The sequence below is a fragment of the Corynebacterium ciconiae DSM 44920 genome (genome assembly GCF_030440575.1).
Taxonomy (GTDB): Bacteria; Actinomycetota; Actinomycetes; order Mycobacteriales; family Mycobacteriaceae; genus Corynebacterium; species Corynebacterium ciconiae.
Genome location: NZ_CP047189.1, coordinates 861771 through 881721 on the forward strand (window position 1 = coordinate 861771; position 19951 = coordinate 881721).

The window sequence follows — 19951 nt, forward strand, 5'->3', positions numbered from 1 at the left end:
GCGTTGGCCCGCGGTGGTGGGTTGATTGGTTGCGCTAAGCGTCGATAAGCCTCGGCCGGGGAGGTTTCAGTGCCGCCGACGAGGGGCTTCGAGGCAGCAGCGCAAAGCGGTTAGAATCGTGACACTATGGGCTCATCCTTCGTGCATCTGCATAATCACACAGAGTTTTCCATGCTGGACGGCATGGCCAAGATCGACCTGCTGGCTGAGGAAGTCAAGCGCCAGGGCATGCCGGCCGTGGGCATGACTGATCACGGCAACATGTACGGCTCTGACGCGTTTTATCGCAAGATGACCGATATGGGCATCAAGCCGATCATCGGTGTGGAGGCCTATCTGGCGCCCGAATCGCGCTTCAATAAGCAGCGCATCCGTTGGGGCGAGCCGCATCAGAAATCGGACGATGTGTCGGCCTCGGGTGCATATTTGCACCAAACGATGATCGCGGAGAACGCCACCGGGTTGAAGAACCTGTTTTACCTTTCTTCCATGGCCTCCTATGAGGGGCAATTAGGCAAGTGGCCGCGCATGGATGCGGATCTCATTGCCGAACGCGCCGAGGGCATCATCGCTACCACCGGCTGCCCCTCTGGAGACGTGCAGACCAGGCTGCGGCTCGGGCAGTTCGATCAGGCCCTCGAGGCCGCCGCAATGTGGCAAGACATCTACGGCAAAGATAATTTCTTCCTCGAGCTCATGGATCACGGGCTCGATATTGAGAAGCGGGTTCGGCGCGAGCTGTTGGAAATCGGCGAGAAACTACAACTGCCGCCGCTAGTGACCAACGACTGCCACTATGTGCTCGAATCTCAGGCGAAAGCACATGAGGCGATGCTGTGCGTGCAAACCGGTAAAACTCTGCACGATGAGGACCGCTTCAAGTTCGGCGGCACCGGCTATTACATTAAAAGCGCCGAGCAGATGCGCGACACCTGGGACAATCTGGTGCCCAAGGCTTGCGATAACACTCTGTGGATCGCAGAGCGAGTGGAAGATTACAGCGAGATCTGGGAGCCGCATCCCCATGACCGCATGCCGATCGCCGACGTGCCCGAGGGCGAAACCCCGACCTCGTGGTTGCAGCACGAAGTACTCGAGGGCCTGCGGGACCGTTTCCCCGGCGGCGAGGTGCCGCAAGAATATATCGATCGCGCCCAGTACGAGGTGGAAGTGATCGATATGAAGGGCTATCCGTCCTACTTCCTCATCGTGGCAGAGCTCATCAAGCACGCCCGCTCTGTGGGCATCCGCGTGGGGCCAGGCCGTGGTTCCGCCGCAGGATCCTTGGTGGCCTACGCTCTGACGATCACCAACATCGACCCGATCGAGCATGATCTTCTGTTCGAGCGCTTCCTCAACCCCGAACGCCCCTCGGCACCAGATATTGATATCGACTTCGACGATCGCCGCCGCGGTGAAATGGTGCGCTACGCCGCAGAGCGCTGGGGCGAGGACAAAGTGGCGCAGGTGATCACCTTCGGCACCGTGAAAACGAAGCAGGCTTTGAAGGATTCGGCGCGTGTGCAATTTGGCCAGCCCGGCTACCAAATTGCCGACCGCATCACTAAAGCCCTGCCGCCGGCCATCATGGCCAAAGATATTCCGCTGGCTGGAATCACCGACCCCGAGCACGAACGCTACGAGGAAGCCGGGGAGGTGCGTTCGCTCATCGAGTCCGATCCCGATGTGAAGCAGATTTATGAGACCGCCCGTGGTCTCGAAGGAGTGGTGCGCCAAGCGGGTGTTCACGCTTGCGCGGTGATTATGGCCTCGGTGCCATTGATGGATCACATTCCGATGTGGAAGCGCTCCGACGGGGCGATCATTACCGGTTGGGACTATCCTGCCTGCGAAGCCATCGGTTTGCTCAAGATGGACTTTCTGGGGCTTCGTAACCTCACCGTCATCGGTGACGCTTTGGAAAATATCAAAGAAAACCGCGGTGAGGATCTCGATCTTGAAAACCTCAGCACGGAGGACGAGCCCACCTACAAACTTCTCTCCCGGGGCGACACCCTAGGTGTGTTCCAGCTGGATTCCTCCGGTATGCGCGAATTGCTCAAGCGCATGAAACCCACCAACTTTGACGATATCGTCGCCGCTCTTGCGCTGTATCGCCCAGGACCTATGGGTGTGGGCGCGCACTTGGCATACGCGGATCGTAAAAACGGCCGCAAGCCCATCGAGCCTATCCACCCGGAGCTCGACGAGCCGCTCAAGGAAATCCTTGCCGATACCTATGGTCTGATTGTTTACCAGGAGCAGATCATGCGTATCTCGCAAAAGGTGGCCAACTATTCCGCCGGCCAGGCCGATAGCTTCCGTAAGGCCATGGGTAAGAAGAAGCCCGAAGTGTTGGCGAAGGAGTTCATCACCTTCGAAAAGGGCATGAAGGAAAACGGCTACTCCTCAGAAGCGATCAAGGCGCTGTGGGACACCATCGAGCCCTTCGCGTCCTATGCGTTCAACAAATCGCATGCCGCAGGCTACGGCCTAGTGTCGTTCTGGACGGGCTACCTCAAGGCGAACTACACCTCCGAGTACATGGCGGCCTTGCTGACATCGGTGTCGGATAACAAGGACAAGTCGGCGGTATACCTCGCTGACTGCCGCCACCTCGGCATCCACGTGTTCCCGCCGGATGTTAATGACTCCAAGCTGAATTTTCAGTCGGTGAATAAGGACATCCGTTTCGGGCTGGGTGCTGTGCGTAACGTGGGTGAAGAAGTGGTGGATTCCATCATCGCTGCCCGTGAAGAAAAGGGGAACTTCACCTCCTTTTCGGACTATTTGGACAAAATCGACACCGTCGCCTGCACCAAGCGTGTCACCGAGTCCCTCATCAAAGCCGGAGCTTTCGACTCCTTGGGCCATCCCCGCAAGGGCCTGATGCTGATCCACGAAGAAGCCGTGGATGGTGTGTCCTCTACAAAGAAGGCCGTGGCGAAGGGGCAGTTCGATCTGTTTGCCAGCCTCGGAGACGGTGGCGAGGAGACCACCACCATTTTCGAGATTGAGGTGCCGGATCAGCAGTGGGATAAAAAGCAGCAGCTCGCACTCGAGCGTGAGATGCTTGGCCTGTATGTTTCTGGCCACCCGCTGGATGGTTTCGAGGATGCGCTTGCGCTGCAAACCGACACTGCGTTTACCGATATTTTGGAGCGCAATGTGCGCCACGGCCAGGAAGTTACTATCGGCGGCATCATTTCCAAGGTGGATCGGCGTTTTTCGAAGCGCGATGGTTCTCCGTGGGTAATTATCACGATCGAGGATCACATTGGTGCACAGCTCGAGGTCCTGGTGTTTAACAAGGTCTACGCCTTGGTGAGCGGCATGATCGCCGAGGACAGCATCGTGTTAGTGAAGGCGCATATTTCAGAAAAGGACGAGCGCCAATCCATCTTTTGTGATGATATGAAACAGCCCGATCTTGCCGGCAGCGGCAACGGCATTCCGCTGCGTTTGCGGATGCGTGCTGATCAGTGCACGATCGCTAATATTTCCCGCTTGAAGAGCGTGCTCCAAGCCAACAAAGGCGAATCGGATGTGTATCTCACACTCGAGTGCGGTGAGGAAACCACGATGTTGGTCCTCGGCGACCATCTACGCGTGAACCGCACCCCCAGCCTCATGGGGGATCTCAAAGCAGAGATGGGGCCCGGAATTTTGGCCTAGTTCTACCCTCCGCGCTTATCGACGCCACCCTCCAGGCCCATCATCGCAACCCCGCGGTGATCTTGGCTGGTGGCGTTTCGCCACGCGACTGGGGGAGGGCAGCGCAAAGCACGCAAGGCGAGGCGCTAGAATCTAGCTGCATGACGGATCATCACAGCGCGACCGACGCGCCCACGCCACTAGAGACCGCGACGCACGATTTTTCCGCAACGGACATTCATGCGTCCGATATTCAAATGGCGCAGGCACGAATTTCCGCCGTATTGGGTCCCTCGCCGCTGCAGTACAGCCCCCGCATGTCCGAGCTCACTGGGGCGGAGGTGTATCTCAAGCGAGAGGACCTTCAGGATGTGCGTTCCTATAAGATCCGCGGCGCTTATAACAACATCTCTCAGCTCGACGAGGCGCATCGGGCCGCCGGGATCGTGGCTGCCTCTGCCGGCAATCACGCCCAGGGTGTGGCCTATGCTTGCCGAACCCTCGGTATCACGGGCCGTATCTATGTGCCGGAGCAAACCCCGAAGCAGAAACTCAAGCGCATCCGGGTGCACGGTGGAGAGTTCGTGGAGGTCATCCAGATCGGTGACACCTATGACGCGGCCTCCGAAGCAGCGAAGGCCGATGCCAAGGACACCGGCGCTACCCTGGTCGAGCCCTTCGACGCCCGCGACACCATCATCGGCCAAGGAACCGTGGCCGCTGAGATCCTCGCGCAGCTCACCGCCATGGGAAAGTCAGCGGACACTATTGTGGTGCCGGTGGGCGGCGGCGGGCTACTGGCCGGTGTGGTGAGTTACCTCGCCGATATGGCGCCTACAACCGCGATTGTCGGCGTGGAGCCCGAAACGGGCGCATCGATGCAGGCGGCCCTCGACAACAAGGGGCCGGTCACCCTGCCCAGCGTGGATCCTTTCATCGATGGTGCCGCCGTCAAGCGCGTCGGTGATTTGAACTATCGCATCATTGATCGCAATCGCTCGCGGGTGCACATGATCTCTGCGAACGAGGGCGCGGTGTGTACCCAGATGCTTGGGTTGTATCAAAACGAGGGCATTATCGCGGAACCCGCCGGCGCATTGTCGGTGACGGGACTTATGGATGTCGCCCTCAAACCCGGAGAGATCGTGGTGTGCATCATCTCCGGCGGCAATAACGATGTGCTGCGCTACAACGAGATCGTGGAGCGATCTTTGGTGCACCGCGGGCTGAAGCACTACTTCCTTGTTGATTTTCCGCAGGAGCCTGGTCAATTGCGCAGCTTTGTCACCGACATCCTGGGCCCTGATGATGACATCACACGGTTTGAGTACCTCAAGCGCAACAACCGCGAAACCGGCACGGCGCTGGTTGGTTTGCAGCTTTCCCACGCCAGGGATCTTGATCCCCTCCTCGAGCGCATGGATGCTTCGCGCATGACGTGTACGATGCTCACCCCAGAATCGCCGGAATACCAGTTCTTGGTGTAGCCGCGACTGCTTTTATAAGGACCTGAGGGCGTGCTCGTAGGTTGTAAGCAGCTCGCTCGCGTGCTCAGAGTTGTGAGAGGAAGCTAGCGTATCGCGGATATCTGCGATACGGGCGGTGAGCACCCGCGTGGCTGCCTCCTGGTAGCTCAATGCATGGATGGGGCACTGGCAGTTGTGTGCTTTTTGTAACGCTCGATAAACGCTACAGCGTTCGTCCGCTGTGGCCTCGAGATGCGGATGGCTCAATAGGGCAAGCTCGTCGAGGGCGCGCGAGCCATTGCCGCCGTTCTCCCAATTAACAAGCACGGCATCAGTGTCGGTGACAATGACCGTGTCAGGGCTGACGTTGCCATGGGAGACCGCTGGGCACGTACAGATCTGAGCGCACTCGTGTGCGTAGTGAGAGGCACCCACGGCTGGAAGATTCGCTTCTACCCGTGAATCGCGCTGACACAGTTTCGCAAAAATGCCGTGCTGCTCGAGCATGCTCCACCGGTAGCAAGGCTCTACCTCTGATAAAGCGGTACCGTCGATGAATTCCGATTCGATGCGATCATTCTCCCAGCACAGTACGCGCGGGTGGGGAAGGCCCGAGGCTGCAGGGGCGTGCACCGCCGCAGCAATCATGTGCGTGGAAAATGCGGGGTAGGTCTGCTCGAGCCACGCGGTGCTGTCATGACCGAGTATCGTCACGCGGCGGGTGAGCGTGGCCTTGCTCTCGCCGTATGCCAAGGGGATCGCGAGCCGAGTGTGCATGCTGAGCGCAATCAAAGCGGGTATGACGATGCACAATAGTTGCAGCGCCATGCGCCAGATGAGCTCAGATTCCGAGGGATCGTTCACCACAATTGCAATGTTTATGATCGATGACACAAGGCTGGAAAACATACCGGTCAACGACAACCAGCGGGCTTTCCAGTGGGCGGCCGGCAAGGTCTGCACGGCGAGAGTGGAAAATAGAGGTCGATAGACTCCCTTCATCACTCCCATCAAGACCGCGCCGAAAATAATCACCGGCAGCACACCACTGTTGATGAACATCAAAGAGGCGAGCGTGCCCACCGTGAGCGCAACTAATGTGGCACACAACCCGTGCCTGGAGCTGAGCCGACGAGCGCGTTGGCCTAGGCCCAGCGTGGCCAACACGTTCGTGATGACGAGAACACCAGCCACAGTCCACAGTCGGTCGATTCCGGGAATGCTTGCAGCAGCCACCACGATCTGCAGACTGCGATTGAGTAGTTGGTTAGCTGCTTCAAACTCACCTGCAGTACAGCACACGGCGACCACGACGGCGACCCACACGAGCGTCGGCGAGATCCGCCAGCGCCCACCGATACAGCACCGCCCCGATTGGATATCCTCGTGGCTTCTTGGGGTCCTATCAGCTGTGGGCGCTAGCGTAGCAACAATCGCGCCCGCAGCAATAAGACACAATGCCTGCACCGCGAAAAGTAAGGTGGGAGAAACCAGATACAGCGCCACTCCCACAGGAAACAATCCACTTGTGTAGAGATAAAAGCGGCGATTCAATTCAAAAATCTCGAGTGAGAATCTCTCTTTAGCGAGCTCCAAGAGCAGGGCTGTGTCCGTACCAGAGATCAGCGCGCCGGCGAGGCAGATTCCCACGAGATAGGCGACAAAGCCCGCGAAGCCACCGATAGCCGAGGCTACAAAAGCAAGCGCAAACATCCCGAGGCCCACCGCATAAGGAATTCGGGGTTCGGTCTTGTCACTCCAGAACGACAAAGGAAAATCGATCAGCAGAGACACAATGCCTTGGATAGCCATTCCTGCGAGATAGACAGACAGCCCCACGCCGGTCTGCTCGCTCCACCAAATGGGCATAATCGGCATGGTGAGCGCCGTGGATTTTAGATAAAAGGCAAGGCGATATCGCCGAAGAGACTGCTGTGCCATCGGCACCTTTCTTCTACGCGCTTAGAGGTATCAAGGAGCGCAACAGGCGCTGAGTTTTCTTTCAGCGCAGTGGACGCGGGGGTAGTCAGCACTACTAGTACTGCCGCGCGGGGGCAGCTCTTCGAGCGGCGCCGCGGTGGAGCTATGTGGTAGTCGGCTTGGTTGTGATCAGGGCGAATTCCCAAGGGCCGAGGTCGGTGTGGGTATCGCTTACTGTCGGGGAGGTGAAGGAGTAGACGAGTGTGCCGCCGAAGGGCACACGGGTCTTGTGCGCGGAGTAGTTGCCCACGAAGATGTAGTCGCCGCGGTCCATGGCCACCCACTGCTCGTCGTGGCTGACTTGCATGTGCTCGAGCCACGGATCGGCAAGTCCGCAGGAACGGCGCAGGCGCAGCAGGGTGCGATAGGCCTCAAGGATGCTTTGTTGGGTGGCATCGAAATCCCAATCCAATCGTGAGCGCAGGAAGGTCTCTTCTTCCGCGGGGTTCGGTACATCCTCGGGGTCCCATCCAGCGCTGGCGAATTCTCGCAGACGGCCTTCGGCGGTCAGCCGCAGCAGTTCTTGATCCCCGTGGGATACAAAGAACTGGAAGGGGGTGGTTGCGCCGAACTCTTCCCCTTGGAAGAGCATCGGGGTGTAGGGCGAAAGATAGATAGTGGCGGCTTTCAACACCTGTTGGACAGGGCTGAGGTTCTGGCTAGGCCGGTCACCTTGGCATCGGTTGCCCACCTGGTCGTGGGTGGTGGTGTAGGTGACAAAACGGTTTGCCGGAATCACATCGGTGTGGAGGTGACGGCCATGGCGCTTGCGGCGGAAGGTCGAGTGCCAGCGGGTGTGTACAAAGACTTCCTCAAGAGCATTCGCCAGGGTGGCTGTGTCACCAAAATCGGTGTAGTAGGTGTGCTGTTCACCGGTGACGAGGGCGTGCAGAGCGTGGTGAATATCATCAATCCACTGCGCATCAAGCCCGTAGCCGCCGGCCTCCTTCGAAGTCACCAGCCTAGGATCGTTTTGGTCCGACTCTGCGATCATGAACCTTGAAATTCCGGTTTCGGCTTCCACACGGCGGGCCACTTCGGAGATTTCCTCCAAAATGGGAACTGCGCCGGGATCGTTGAGAGCCTGCACTGCGTCGAGCCGCACCCCGTCGATGTGGTAGTCCCGCAACCACTGCTCGATAGCGTCGAGCACATACAGCCGCACCTCGTCGGAGTCTTCGCCGTTGAGATTGACTACCTCACCCCAGCCGGTGGATCCGCCCGAGGTGTAGGGGCCAAAGGCTCCTACATAATTGCCCTCTGGGCCGAAGTGGTTGTACACGCAGTCGAGCACCACGGCGATACCTCGGCGGTGGGCGGCGTCGACAAGCCTCTTAAGTCCTTCGGGGCCGCCATAGCCGGCGTGGACCGCGTGCAGCGACACGCCGTCATAGCCCCAGTTACGGTTCCCGCCGAAAGGCTGCACGGGCATGAGCTCGATCGCCGTCACCCCGAGATCGACAAGGTGATCGAGTTTTTCAATCACTCCATCGAAGGTGCCCTCGGGGCTAAAGGTGCCCACATGCAGCTCGTAGAGCACCTGGCCCGGCAAGCTGCGACCAGTCCACGCCTGGTCGCCCCACGGATATTCATGATCCACCACGGCGCTGAGCCCATGCACCCCATCGGGCTGGGATTGAGAGCGTGGATCGGGAAACGGCCCATGCTTGTCGACGCCACCTGCCGAATCCTCACTGCTTTTTTCAAGCAGAAAACCATAACGATCCCCCGGGCATGGGCGAACCTCCGCGGTAGTGAAGACATCCGCGCGGTCAGGATCGCGCTCCAAGTCGATGATGCGCTCGCGTGAAGAATCACCACCGGGGTGGAGAAGAAGAGACACTGCCTCTGCGTAGGGGGCCCATACACTAAAAGTTTTCATGCTTGTCCACTGTAGCAATCGGATGCTGCGCTCTCGCCGGCTTTTATAGAGCGCTGCGGGATGCGCTAATGCGGTGTGCGGGCATTGAGAATGACACAATGTCAGCTATGTACCAGCTACCAGCAGAGAGCATCGACGCGCCGGCGGTGGCGGAATTTGAGGAAAAACGCTCCCGATTTATCGGCCTGATCGCCCGGGCCAGTAGCGAGGACGAAGCCCGCGCGTTCATCGCGCAATGTGTCTCGGCCTATCCAGATGCCCGCCACCACTGCCACGCCTTCATCCTGCACCAGGAGGGGGCACAACCAATAGAGCGGTCCAGCGATGACGGTGAGCCATCTGGGACCGCCGGTATGCCGATGCTCGATGTTGTGCGGGGCAGCGGATTGCTCAATGTTGTTGCCGTCGTGGTGCGCTATTTCGGGGGAATCAAACTTGGCACCGGCGGGTTGGTACGCGCCTATGGGCATGCGGTACAGCTGGCGGTGGAACAGGTCAGCGTGGTCGATCGCGCCAAGCGGCTGCTGCTTCGCCTTGAGTTGGACCACGCCAGCGCGGGCAAAATTGAGTCCGAATTGCGCCACCCGCACGGCTTTGAATTAGCAGTATTAGAGCCGGACTACACTGCCCGCGGTGTAGTGCTCACCCTCGCCGTAGACCCTGCCGATGAAGAACGCGCCACGGCACTAATTTCCCAACTCAGCGGTGGCACCGCGAGCGTTAGCAGAGGCGGGGAGATGTGGGTAGACACCCCACGGAAGAGGTAGCCACCGAAGCACCCTGCCCGTATCCCTCAGGGGGCCAGCCAAGTGGGTACTATAGATCTCCATGAGCATGCAGCGCTACCCCTCAAATCCCATCGAACGGCGCAAACAAGCGGTTCGTAGATACTCTCGCAACGCGGCCCTGTGGGGCGTTGGTGGCCTCGGAGGCGCTGCGGTGGCGGGGATCGCTGTGGGCAGCCCCGTACTCGTGATCCTGTGTCTGGTGTGCGCGGTTGCGGGAGTGGCATTCAACGCCTCGCGGGTACGCACCATTATCAACCACCGGGACTTGAATTAGTCGTGACGGCACCTAGTAGCGAACCGGTGCGGATCGACGCCTGGATCTGGGCTGTGCGTATCGTCAAAACTCGCACTCTTGCCGGGGCTACCTGCAAGGCCGGGCATGTAAAGATCAACGGCAGCACCGCGAAGCCCTCCCAACTCGTCGCGCCGGGTGACCGTGTGAGCGTGTGGGTCGAGCATCGCAACCTCGAACTCGAGGTGACACATACCCTCAAAAAGCGCGTGAGTGCTGCGGTCGCACGTACCTGCTACGTGGATCACTCTCCGCCGCCTCCGCCGCGCGAAATCCTTGCCTCCCAGCCGCGGCGGGACCGCGGAGCGGGCCGGCCGACGAAGAAGGAACGCCGCCAGCTAGACCGGCTGCGCGGCCGTGGCGAGGAACTCTAGAATCCCACCACAAAGCTAAGCGCCGCATCGAACACTGCGTGAGGACCAAGATGTCCTGAGTCACGCGCATTCGATGCGGCGCTGCTGCCGGTGGGCCGAGCCTAGAACTCGATGCTGCCCACGACGGCGTCGAGATCGTCCATGCCCCAGTCCGCGGGCGGGACATCAATGCCGAACTCGCGGAAGAAATCAGCTGCCCTCAATGCCCATACGTGCACTGCGTCGGCGGCCACGGGGAACTGCTCTGCAAAGCTATCCATCTCGATCGTCTCCTCGAATCATTCGGACGTGGTGTTCTACAGCAGCCACAAGTCTAACTCACCGGCGCGGCTGCGTAGAAGCTAGCGCTTATCGCGGCGCAGGCGCTTCAAGCGTCGGGCCAGACGTTGAGGACGCTGGGCAGCGCGGTTGCCGGTGGAGTCTGTACGGGCGATGTGCTGTTCACCGAAGCGGTCCAGCAGCAGATCATCCACGATGCGCACTTGGCTCGGCTGGAAGCGGTAGCCGAGCCGGCGTCGCAGACGCGCAATCGCCGGCGCTGTCACCAACTCCTTGAGCTCAGCGACGGTGGTGACCCCGTTGCGCTTGAGCAGCTCCTCGAGCCAGGGGTAGTGCTCGGATTTCGAACGGGGAAACTCCGAGCCCAACAAAATAGCGAGCACACCGGGCAGAGTGATGGCGGTGAGAGACACATCGTCGCCAGGATCCGGGGAGGGGTTTTGGATACTCGCGATTTGGTCGAATTGCTGGTCTGCCAGCTCGATCAACCCAGCAGCCAAGGTGAAGGCGCGATCGACCCGCGGATCTACACTGGCGCCAGAGGCTTTATAGCGAATATCGTGCTCGAACTCCGCCCAGGCGTGCTGGAGCACAGTGCGCAGCTGCACCTCGAAGGTCAGGCCCTCGAAGTCTCCCAACTCGTCATGATCGGCCGGCACCCGCACCACCAGGTGGTGGCTGCCGTAGCCGAAGCTACCGCTAACTCGGGTTTGGGCGGTTTTATCTACCGAGCGCAAAACATCGAAATGCCCGCCGAGCAAATCAATCACAATGGGGATCTCGGTGGAGTGGAACGTGGTTACGCGCACGCCGAGAATATCGTGAATATCATCCCACGGCTCCGGATACACCCACGCACCCTCGTCGTCTCGCTTGTAGGCCTTCGCCTCGAGCGAGGGCCATTGCTTCACGCGAGCCACCACTCGGTCGTAGGTGATTCCGCCGTCGGTGAGGAGATCTTCAATCACATCTTGGAAGCGCTCACTAGCGTCGGGGTGGTGAGCACACCACTGCACATAGGTGTCGTTGAGGGCGGAGATGTGCGCCGGGGCATGCACATACTCGCCCTCGTGAACCGCTTCGGTACTCACGTGGGTCTAGATACCTTCCAACAACGAGATGGGCAGGGTGGCGAAAAGTTCGGCCACGGCCACGGTGCCCTGCCACTCACGGCCGGTGAAACGATCACGCCACTGTCCCTCGGGCAGGGTGATGGTGGTTTCGCCCCAGCCGCCTTCGTGCTCCAGCAGGAGCGGCGTGCGGGTGGCGAGAGCAATCACGTCTACATTGCGTTCCCCATCGCCGCGCGCCATACCCACCAGATGGTTTTCTGCCGGGCCCTGAGCGAACACAGACTGATAGTCGGCGTCGATGAAGTATTCGGGATGCTCGCGGCGCAGCGTCAGCGACTCGTGGACCACGGCGAGTTTCACCATATCCGGGGTGGCGTCGATAAGCGCTGCATCCCCTTGGGATACAAGCCCATCGTGGGTCAGAGTGTGCAGATACTGGCCGCGCTTGGTGTAGTCCACGAAACGGCGGTTGTCTGGATCCACGAGGGAGTCGTCGAAGAACTCATTGCCCTGGTAGATATCTGGGATGCCGGGGCCAATAAGCTGCAGCAACTTTCGGCCCACGGACAGCACTCGTGCCGAAGGGGCCAGCTGCTGCACATAGCTGGTGATCAGCGGGGACGCGGGGCCGTTGACCAACGCGTTGATCCAGTTGTGGATGGAATCCTCAAAGTGCGCATCTGGGTCGGTCCACGTGGTGTGCACGCTAGCCTCGCGCATGGCCTTTTCCGCATAGGCATGGAAGCGTTCCACCAAGGACTCGGACACCTCGCCATCTTCCGGCCAGATGCCCAGTAGGTTTTGCAACAAGAACAGCCCGGTTTGGGAGTCCGGCGCGGGGGTGAGCGCCAAGACCTCGCGCACCAGCTCTGCGAACTCGGTGGGAGTTTCAGAGATCGACAGAATCCGAGCGCGCACATCCTCGCCGCGTTTAGTGTCATGGGTGGTCAACGTGGTCATAGCTTTGGGCCAGAGCACGCTGCGTTCCTGCTGCAGCAGATGGAACTCGGCAGCAGAAACACCGAAACGACCCGGGGCGCCACCTACCTCCTGCAAAGGAACAAGACGGCAAGCGCGATAGAAGGTGGTATCTTCCACGCCCTTAGCCATCACCGCGCCGCAGACCTGGGCGAAACGAATCTTGGCCTCGCCATCGGCCAGCAGCCCCGCGGAGATGAGATCGAGGGCGTTACGACGCGAAGGGAAACGCCGCCCCATATCGGCAACAATGGTGGCGGTGACACGCGACAGCGACAAATAATCTGCGCGGTAAACCGGCATGGCGGCCACCAGATCCACGATTGTGTCAAACAGCTCCTCATCGGAGACCCGGCCACCGACGGTGGAGAAGTTATCGCGCCGCAACGCCCGCGCCAAACGACGCACCTCGGCGGAAAGCTCATCGGCAGCCACATCACGTTTGAGCGTGTGCTCTGTCGCCTCGATGGCGGCCTCGTTCCACGTCGAGCCGGACTGCTCTAGCGCCAACATAGACAGCGCATCTTCGGCGCGGCGATTAAGAAATACCCCGTCGAGCTCCCGCAGAGCGTCATAGCCGGTCGTGCCGTCGGCGGCCAGGCGGGCATCGAGTGGCTCGTGCACGTCGAGGATCTTCTCCACCACGAGCCAGCGATCATCGCCAATGACATCCCGGAGGCGCTTGAGATAGCCGAAGGGATCAGACAGGCCGTCGGGGTGATCCACCCGGATACCGTCGATAAGCCCCTCGGCGCACAGCTGGCGAATCACGCGGTGGGTGTGTTCGAACACCAGTGGATCTTCCTGGCGGATGCCGGCGAGTCCATTTACGGAGAAGAATCGGCGGTAGCTGATCACCCCGTCGCGCCAGTACATCAACTTGTAGTGCTGCTGGCGGTAGGTGGTGAGGGGATCATCGCTGAGAGTGCCTTCATCGATGGGGAAGATGTTGTCGTAGTAGGCGAGCACGGTCTCGCCATCGACCTCACGGAACTCGAGCTTGTCCTCGTCGCCCTCGGCACCAAGAACCGGCAGGCCCAGCTTGCCTTCCGCGCCATTATCCTCGTGCCAATCGATATCGAAGTAGGACTCGAATTCAGAGTCCTGGCCCCGCTTGAGTACATCCCACCACCAGGCGTTATCGCGGGGATTATCAATACCCACGTGGTTGGGCACGATATCGATCACAAGACCCATGCCGTGCTCGTGGACCACATCAGCTAGTGCACGAAAGCCCTCGATGCCACCGAGCTCAGGGTTGACGGTAGTCGGGTCGATCACATCGTAGCCGTGGTTCGATTCTGGGGCTGCGGCCAGAATCGGGGAACAGTAGACGTGGCTGACGCCAAGCTTGTGCAGATAGGGCACGATCTCAGCCGCTTCAGCAAAGCCAAAAGCGCGGCCCTGCGCATCGGCCTTAGGCCCGCGCAGCTGAATGCGATACGTGGAGGTAATAGGGGTACGGGGCATGAGACATCAGTCCTCAGGTTTATCAATCGCACGGTGCAAAATGGTGTGCGCGGCCACGCCGCGAGCTGAATCTCACGCGACGGCGGGGAAAGGATCGTCTCCCCGAGCGGATATAACCCGCCCTATGCTCTCGCGAGAGAGTGCAGCCTGTGGCGCACGCGCGCGCACACATGTGCCCTTCGAGTGTAGACCTGCTCGTGTCCTAGGGGACAGAATCAACCCTGTGGACCAACCCTGTGCGCCCTTGCCCGCTGCCGGCAGACTGCCGCGGTTTATCCGGCCTCGGTGCCCATCAGTGGAATCGGGTGACGCCACCGCGTCGAGGGTGGAGGAAGGGGCGGGCTGCTAGGCATCTGCTGCGGGTTGAGCTCGCGCGGGAATCCGGCTTGGTAGAGCAGCACGTGCGGGCTGAGTGGCTGCGGGGTGCGGCCAGCTACCTGCGGCAGGTGAGTGCGCGCCAAATCGGCGATCCAGTCGGTGGTGAAACGGGAGGCAACACGGAAAGGGACAGCGAAGAGATGGTCATCGGACAACGCCACAAAAACCACATCCGTGCCGAGCAGGGTGGTGAGGTGTTTATCGAGAATAGTGAAGGTGGTCGGGTGTGCCAGCCACGCAGTGGGCGAGTGCCCGAGGGTGCGGATCTGTGTCATCTCGCCCACGCGGCGGGTGAGGAAACGAAGGCCGCGCCGGGTGCGTGCAGCGTTGATGAGGTTGGTAGCTGCCAGACCCCACGCCTTGGAGACGCTGATATGCAGATTATCGATGTCTCGCTGGTTCAGTGGGGTTCCATCGTGGCAGAGCGTGGCGGCAAGGGTGGGGCAGAGGTTCACCACCGGTGCCGAGGAAGCGAACTGGGCGCTGTCGAGGCGATCCCGGCGCACCAACTCGGAGGGTCTAAGAAGCGGTGTAATCAAATGTGGTTGAAGAGTCATAGTGATGTGGACTCCGCCGCCACCGCTAAGGTTCCCTTTGGGCGGGAAACTACCCCCCTTTGGGGCTAAAAGGGTGGTTGTTCATCCAAGCCCAGCACCTGAAGTAACTGGGGCTGATCCCAGAACTCGATGTCTTGGCCCTGCTCGCGGTATTTCTCCGCCTTCTTTTGCTTCGAGGTGATGCCATTCCACGGGCCGCACACCAAGATCGTGGTCTTTTTAGTCACGTTCTTTCCTACGGTGGCGCCGCAGTCGGCGATACGCTGCCACAGTTGCCCCTTATCGAAGGGGGAGAACTCGCCCGTGAGGGTGACATTCTGGCCAAAGAGCGCATTGTTTTTGCTGGCGTTGGGGTTCGCCTCAGGAACGGAATCGGGTGCTTGCACCTTTGCCCACACCGGAGGTGTCGCGGAGCCGGAGCCATCCGCGTGCTCTGCGGGGGTTGAGCTTGATGCTGCCGAGCCATCCCCTGCAGCCTTCGTCTTTGAGCGGGGCGTGCCGCGGTGAGAGGCCGAGATGAGACGATCACGCACCACCGGCTCTACCTTGCCTTCGGCGGTGGAATGCCCCAGCCGCAGAGAAGCGGCAGCCCATAGGGCTCGAAGATCGCTGGGATCCTCAGCATTAGCGGTGGCGGCGCCCAGCAGACTAAGCGTGTCGGAGATGGTGGCGCTCAATGTCACTCGGCGCCCGCCGTTTTCAGCGGAGGCGGCTTGGGCGGAGGCGGCTTGGGCGGAGGCTAAGGCGAGCACGCACCCGAAATCACAGTCCGGCGCCTCGACACCGTGGGCGCGGGCTGATTGGGCAAGCCCCAGCATGAGTGGCTGGGCGTTATAGGCCACCAGAATGTCTTGGCCGAGAAACTCGGTGAAACGCGGGATAATCTCCTCGCCTTTCAGCGTGGCGTCTTGTGCTATCTGGCCATCGCGCACCCGAGCCAGGCTGAGGGATACGAGCTGACCTGGATCACCGTGGGCGAACTCGGCGGAGGCGAGCACACAATTCAGCCCTGGGATAGTCATTCCCTCGCCCGTGGCGATACCACTAATTACTCGCACCAGATCCTGAGCCACGGCAGCCTGGTTGGGCGCTAGGGTCAGTCGCACGCTATCCCCACCTGAGCGCACTGTTAGTGAGCCGCAGCTCAGCGCGGTGGGCTCGTCGAGTTCCCAGGAACAAGAGGAGTCAAGGGGCAGCTCACACGCCTGCACCCGAAGCGCGCGGGCTAGCTCGCTGGGCCGAAAGGTGAGCGTGGTGCCCACAAATTCCACATCTCCGCCATGAACCGCTACCACGTGTACTGCTCCTTAAATCCTCGCCACAACGTCGCCATATTTTCACCGTACAGTCGCCATATCCTCGCCATACGGTCGCCGTTTCTTCGCCCCGTTCCCACGACAGCCACCACGGCGGGAGGTGATACCCACCGCACATGGCAACGCCGCGGCTACGAAAGTGGTCGCTATCTGTCACGATCATACGCAGTCGCGGCGTGGGGGCCGGATGGGGTATCGGGGAGTACTTAGTCGGTCTTGTTGTCCTCGACGCGTTCGGCGGTCTCGCGGCTTACCTGCGCTACCTTGTCGTGGGCGCGCCTTTCCGCCTCGGCCAGTTCTTCGGTGCGGTCGGTATGGGCGCGAGGCTCGATACCGTCACCAGAGGTGGTTTCATCCGACTGCTGGTCGGCGCTGTCTGCCTCGCCGTTGGCACGCTTCTCCGCCTCGGCCACGATGGCTTCGGCCTCAGACTTTAAGGCCTCAACCTCGGCTTCTTCCATGCCTTCAGCGGCATCGAGCTTCGCCTTGGTGCGCTCGAGCTGTGCCTTGGCTTCTTCCGGGTCGGTCTCAGCGAGCTTCGCCAGCTTCTCCTGAGACTGCTTGATGCGGCGGTCGCGATCGCGCAGGGCTCGCTCGAGGCGCTCACCGGAGTAGTTGGTGCGCTCGGAGCCGACATTCACAGCGTGCAGGCGGCGCGCGTACTCATCATCGCTAGCCTGGTTCTCCTCGGCCTCTGGGGGCTCGATTTGCTTGAGAATCGAGGTGGAGCGGGCGGGAACAACGAAGGTCTGGCCAGCTTGCACCACTTCCTCCTCCAGCGGATAGCCGGTGGCCTCGGTGGTGTCCACGATCAGACGCCAGCTCTTGCCGAACTGCTCGTCGGGGGCGGTGAACTCGATGTCTTCGTGGTAGGCATTGAAGCACAGGATGAAGGAATCATCGTGGATCTTCTCACCGCGATCATCAGGCTCGGCAATGGCGTCGCCGTTGAGGAACACCATGAGGGACTTGCCGAAGGCAAAGTTCCAGTCCTCTTGGCTCATCACCTTGCCGTCCGGCACGAGCCAGGCAATATCGCGCTTGGCTAGCTGAGCATCTCCAAGCGGGCCGCCAGCGAGGAAGCGTCGACGGCGGAACACTGGGTGAATAGCGCGGATATTCAGCAGCCGCTTGGTAAAGGCCACGAGATCAGCGTTGGTCTCGGCCTGCTCCCAATCCATCCACGCGATCTCGTTGTCCTGGCAGTAGACGTTGTTATTGCCGCCTTGGGTGCGGCCCATCTCATCACCGTGCGCCAGCATCGGGGTGCCTTGTGAGAGCAGCAAGGTGGTGAGGAAGTTGCGTCGCTGCTGGGCGCGTAGCTGCAGTACCTGGGCATCAGAGGAGGGGCCTTCCTCGCCGCAGTTCCACGAGCGATTATGCGATTCGCCGTCGTTGTTGCCCTCACCATTGGCGTCGTTGTGCTTGTTGTTGTAGCTCACCAAATCGTTCAGGGTGAAGCCATCGTGGGCGGTCACGAAGTTAATGGAGGCGGTGGGGCGGCGACCATTATTGGCGTAGAGATCCGAGGAGCCGGTCAGGCGGGAGGCGAACTCACCCAAGGTGGCGGGCTCACCGCGCCAGAAATCGCGGACGGTGTCGCGGTATTTACCGTTCCACTCGGTCCACAGCGGCGGGAAGTTGCCCACTTGGTAGCCGCCTTCGCCCACATCCCACGGCTCCGCGATGAGCTTGACCTGGGAGACGATCGGGTCCTGTTGCACCAGATCGAAGAAGGACGACAGTCGGTCCACGTCATGCAACTCGCGGGCTAGGGTGGAGGCGAGGTCGAAGCGGAAGCCATCCACATGCATCTCCGTCACCCAGTAGCGCAGCGAATCCATAATTAGCTGCAGGGAGTGCGGGTGCCGCACGTTCAACGAGTTACCGGTGCCGGTGTAATCCATGTAGTGGCGGCGATCGCCATCAACCAACCGGTAGTAGGCGGCATTGTCGATACCGCGGAAGGAGATAGTTGGGCCCATGTGGTTGCCCTCGGCGGTGTGGTTGTACACCACGTCGAGGATCACTTCGAGGCCGGCTTCGTGGAAGCTGCGCACCATGCCCTTGAACTCGGCGACGGCGCCACCCGGCTCGGAGGCGGCGGCATAGCCCTCGTGCGGGGCGAGGAATCCGAAAGTGTTATAGCCCCAGTAGTTGCGGAGACCGAGCTCGCGCAGGCGATCGTCTTGGAAAAATTGGTGCACCGGCAGCAGCTCGATGGCGGTAACACCCAAGTCCTTGAGGTAGTCGATGATGGCGGGGTGCGCCAAGCCGGCGTAGGTGCCGCGAAGGTTATCCGGAATATCCGGGTGAGTCATCGTCATGCCCTTGACATGGGCTTCGTAGATGACGGTCTCGTGATAGGGGATCTTCGGCGCCCGATCTGCGCCCCAATCGAAGAAGGGGTTAATCACCACCGAGAGCATGGTGTGGCCCAAGCTGTCCTCGGTGTTACGGGCGTTTGGATCGTCCGGGTTGAAGATGTCATAGGAAAACAGCGAGGGGTCGCCGTCGTATTCTCCCGCGAAGGCCTTCGAATAAGGATCAACCAGCAGCTTGCTCGGGTCACACCGGTGCCCATTGTTGGGATCATAAGGGCCGTGCACGCGATACCCGTAGCGCTGCCCAGGCTGAATGCCGGGAAGGTAGCAGTGCCAGATGTGGGCATCTACTTCTTCCATATTGACGCGAGTTTCGTTCATATCCGCATCAATGAGGCAGAGTTCCACTTTGTCCGCAATGTCGGAAAAGAGGGCGAAGTTGGTGCCGGCGCCATCGTAGGTGGAGCCCAAGGGGTAGGCGTCGCCAGGCCAAACTTCAAAGGGTAGATCAGAAGTGCTCATAGGGAACGATCATAGACGGTTCTCCGAGTTAATACCCTTAACCAGCAGCTGGGCGCCCAGTTCGAAGCGGGCGCTGTAGTCCACCTCCTGCAGGTGAGCGCCGGATTCATCCACCGAGCTGGCCAGCTCTGTCAGCGCCCGCGTGGATTGTTCCGCGAGCACGGCGCCAATAACGTAGTGCACGAACACTGCCGCCATGTCCGCGCGTTGCTCCGCGGCGACGTCCGCGGGCAAATGGGCGCTAAAGATCGCCCCGGCCTGGGCCGCGAGTTCGGGCTGGGCGAGGGCCGCACTGACGATTTCTGCACCATCGCGGTGGGCGTTGAGGCAGGCGCGCAGCCGATCCGCCGCGGTGAGCAGGTGTATTGCGCCGCGCTTATCGACGCCACCCTCGGGCTCTTGCACGCAGGCCGGCTCGAGGATCTTCTGGGCAATCTCCGCAATCAGTGCCTGCTTGGAGGGGACATGCCAATACAGGGCCCCTGGGGCGACCCCGAGATGCTTGGCCACGCGCCGCATGGTCATGTCGGCTAACCCGAAGGTGTCCAAGATGGTCATGGCCGAGTCAATAATCGCCTGTTTCGATAGCTGCACAGCGTGTAACTCTAGTGAACCTTG

The 19951-nt window shown here is 60.5% G+C and carries 14 protein-coding genes; 5 read left to right on the forward strand and 9 right to left on the reverse strand.

Going from position 1 to position 19951, the window contains the following annotated elements; translation table 11 throughout:
• Nucleotides 1-126 precede the first annotated feature (126 nt).
• Both dnaE and ilvA read left to right on the forward strand, forming a co-directional pair.
• Nucleotides 127-3675, forward strand: coding sequence for a DNA polymerase III subunit alpha (dnaE, locus tag CCICO_RS03775; RefSeq protein ID WP_018020283.1), 3549 nt, complete (start codon nucleotides 127-129; stop codon nucleotides 3673-3675).
• Between the two features lie 140 nt (nucleotides 3676-3815).
• Nucleotides 3816-5141 carry a threonine ammonia-lyase IlvA gene (gene ilvA / locus CCICO_RS03780; RefSeq protein WP_018020282.1) on the forward strand — a complete coding sequence of 442 codons (1326 nt, stop codon included), beginning with the start codon at nucleotides 3816-3818 and terminating at the stop codon, nucleotides 5139-5141.
• 12 nt (nucleotides 5142-5153) lie between these two features.
• Here ilvA and CCICO_RS03785 read toward each other — a convergent pair whose 3' ends face one another.
• Together CCICO_RS03785 and treZ are read right to left on the reverse strand one after the other, a co-directional pair.
• Nucleotides 5154-7061, reverse strand: a complete 1908-nt coding sequence (locus CCICO_RS03785) for an MFS transporter (RefSeq protein WP_018020281.1) — start codon at nucleotides 7059-7061, stop codon at nucleotides 5154-5156.
• Between the two features lie 142 nt (nucleotides 7062-7203).
• Nucleotides 7204-8982 carry a malto-oligosyltrehalose trehalohydrolase gene (treZ, locus tag CCICO_RS03790; RefSeq protein WP_083878340.1) on the reverse strand — a complete coding sequence of 593 codons (1779 nt, stop codon included), beginning with the start codon at nucleotides 8980-8982 and terminating at the stop codon, nucleotides 7204-7206.
• Nucleotides 8983-9089: 107 nt separating this feature from the next.
• Here treZ and CCICO_RS03795 point away from each other — a divergent pair, with 107 nt between their 5' ends.
• The 3 genes from CCICO_RS03795 to CCICO_RS03805 all read left to right on the forward strand — a co-directional run bounded on the left by CCICO_RS03795 (nucleotide 9090) and on the right by CCICO_RS03805 (nucleotide 10436).
• The gene (locus tag CCICO_RS03795) at nucleotides 9090-9749 is read left to right on the forward strand and encodes an IMPACT family protein (RefSeq protein ID WP_018020279.1); all 660 of its coding nucleotides are present in this window, start codon (nucleotides 9090-9092) and stop codon (nucleotides 9747-9749) included.
• Between the two features lie 61 nt (nucleotides 9750-9810).
• Nucleotides 9811-10044, forward strand: coding sequence for a hypothetical protein (locus tag CCICO_RS03800; RefSeq protein ID WP_018020278.1), 234 nt, complete (start codon nucleotides 9811-9813; stop codon nucleotides 10042-10044).
• 2 nt (nucleotides 10045-10046) lie between these two features.
• Nucleotides 10047-10436 (forward strand): RNA-binding S4 domain-containing protein, encoded by a 390-nt coding sequence (locus tag CCICO_RS03805; RefSeq protein WP_026161552.1) that lies wholly within the window; start codon nucleotides 10047-10049, stop codon nucleotides 10434-10436.
• Nucleotides 10437-10537: 101 nt separating this feature from the next.
• On the opposite strand, the gene CCICO_RS03810 is transcribed toward CCICO_RS03805, so the two are convergent.
• The 7 genes from CCICO_RS03810 to CCICO_RS03840 all read right to left on the reverse strand — a co-directional run bounded on the left by CCICO_RS03810 (nucleotide 10538) and on the right by CCICO_RS03840 (nucleotide 19927).
• The gene (locus tag CCICO_RS03810) at nucleotides 10538-10696 is read right to left on the reverse strand and encodes a hypothetical protein (protein WP_018020276.1); all 159 of its coding nucleotides are present in this window, start codon (nucleotides 10694-10696) and stop codon (nucleotides 10538-10540) included.
• 81 nt (nucleotides 10697-10777) lie between these two features.
• Complete coding sequence (locus CCICO_RS03815) at nucleotides 10778-11806, reverse strand: GTP pyrophosphokinase (protein WP_018020275.1); 1029 nt, start codon at nucleotides 11804-11806, stop codon at nucleotides 10778-10780.
• Nucleotides 11807-11812: 6 nt separating this feature from the next.
• Entirely contained in the window at nucleotides 11813-14236 is a 2424-nt protein-coding gene (gene treY / locus CCICO_RS03820) for a malto-oligosyltrehalose synthase (RefSeq protein WP_018020274.1), read from the reverse strand.
• Nucleotides 14237-14508: 272 nt separating this feature from the next.
• Nucleotides 14509-15171, reverse strand: coding sequence for a hypothetical protein (locus CCICO_RS03825; protein ID WP_156809894.1), 663 nt, complete (start codon nucleotides 15169-15171; stop codon nucleotides 14509-14511).
• 65 nt (nucleotides 15172-15236) lie between these two features.
• A complete protein-coding gene (locus CCICO_RS03830) occupies nucleotides 15237-16466 on the reverse strand; it encodes a BRCT domain-containing protein (protein WP_018020272.1) in 1230 nt (409 codons plus the stop codon).
• A gap of 227 nt (nucleotides 16467-16693) precedes the next feature.
• The gene (gene glgX / locus CCICO_RS03835) at nucleotides 16694-19333 is read right to left on the reverse strand and encodes a glycogen debranching protein GlgX (protein ID WP_018020271.1); all 2640 of its coding nucleotides are present in this window, start codon (nucleotides 19331-19333) and stop codon (nucleotides 16694-16696) included.
• Nucleotides 19334-19342: 9 nt separating this feature from the next.
• Nucleotides 19343-19927, reverse strand: coding sequence for a TetR/AcrR family transcriptional regulator (locus CCICO_RS03840; protein ID WP_018020270.1), 585 nt, complete (start codon nucleotides 19925-19927; stop codon nucleotides 19343-19345).
• Between the last annotated feature and the right edge of the window lie 24 nt (nucleotides 19928-19951).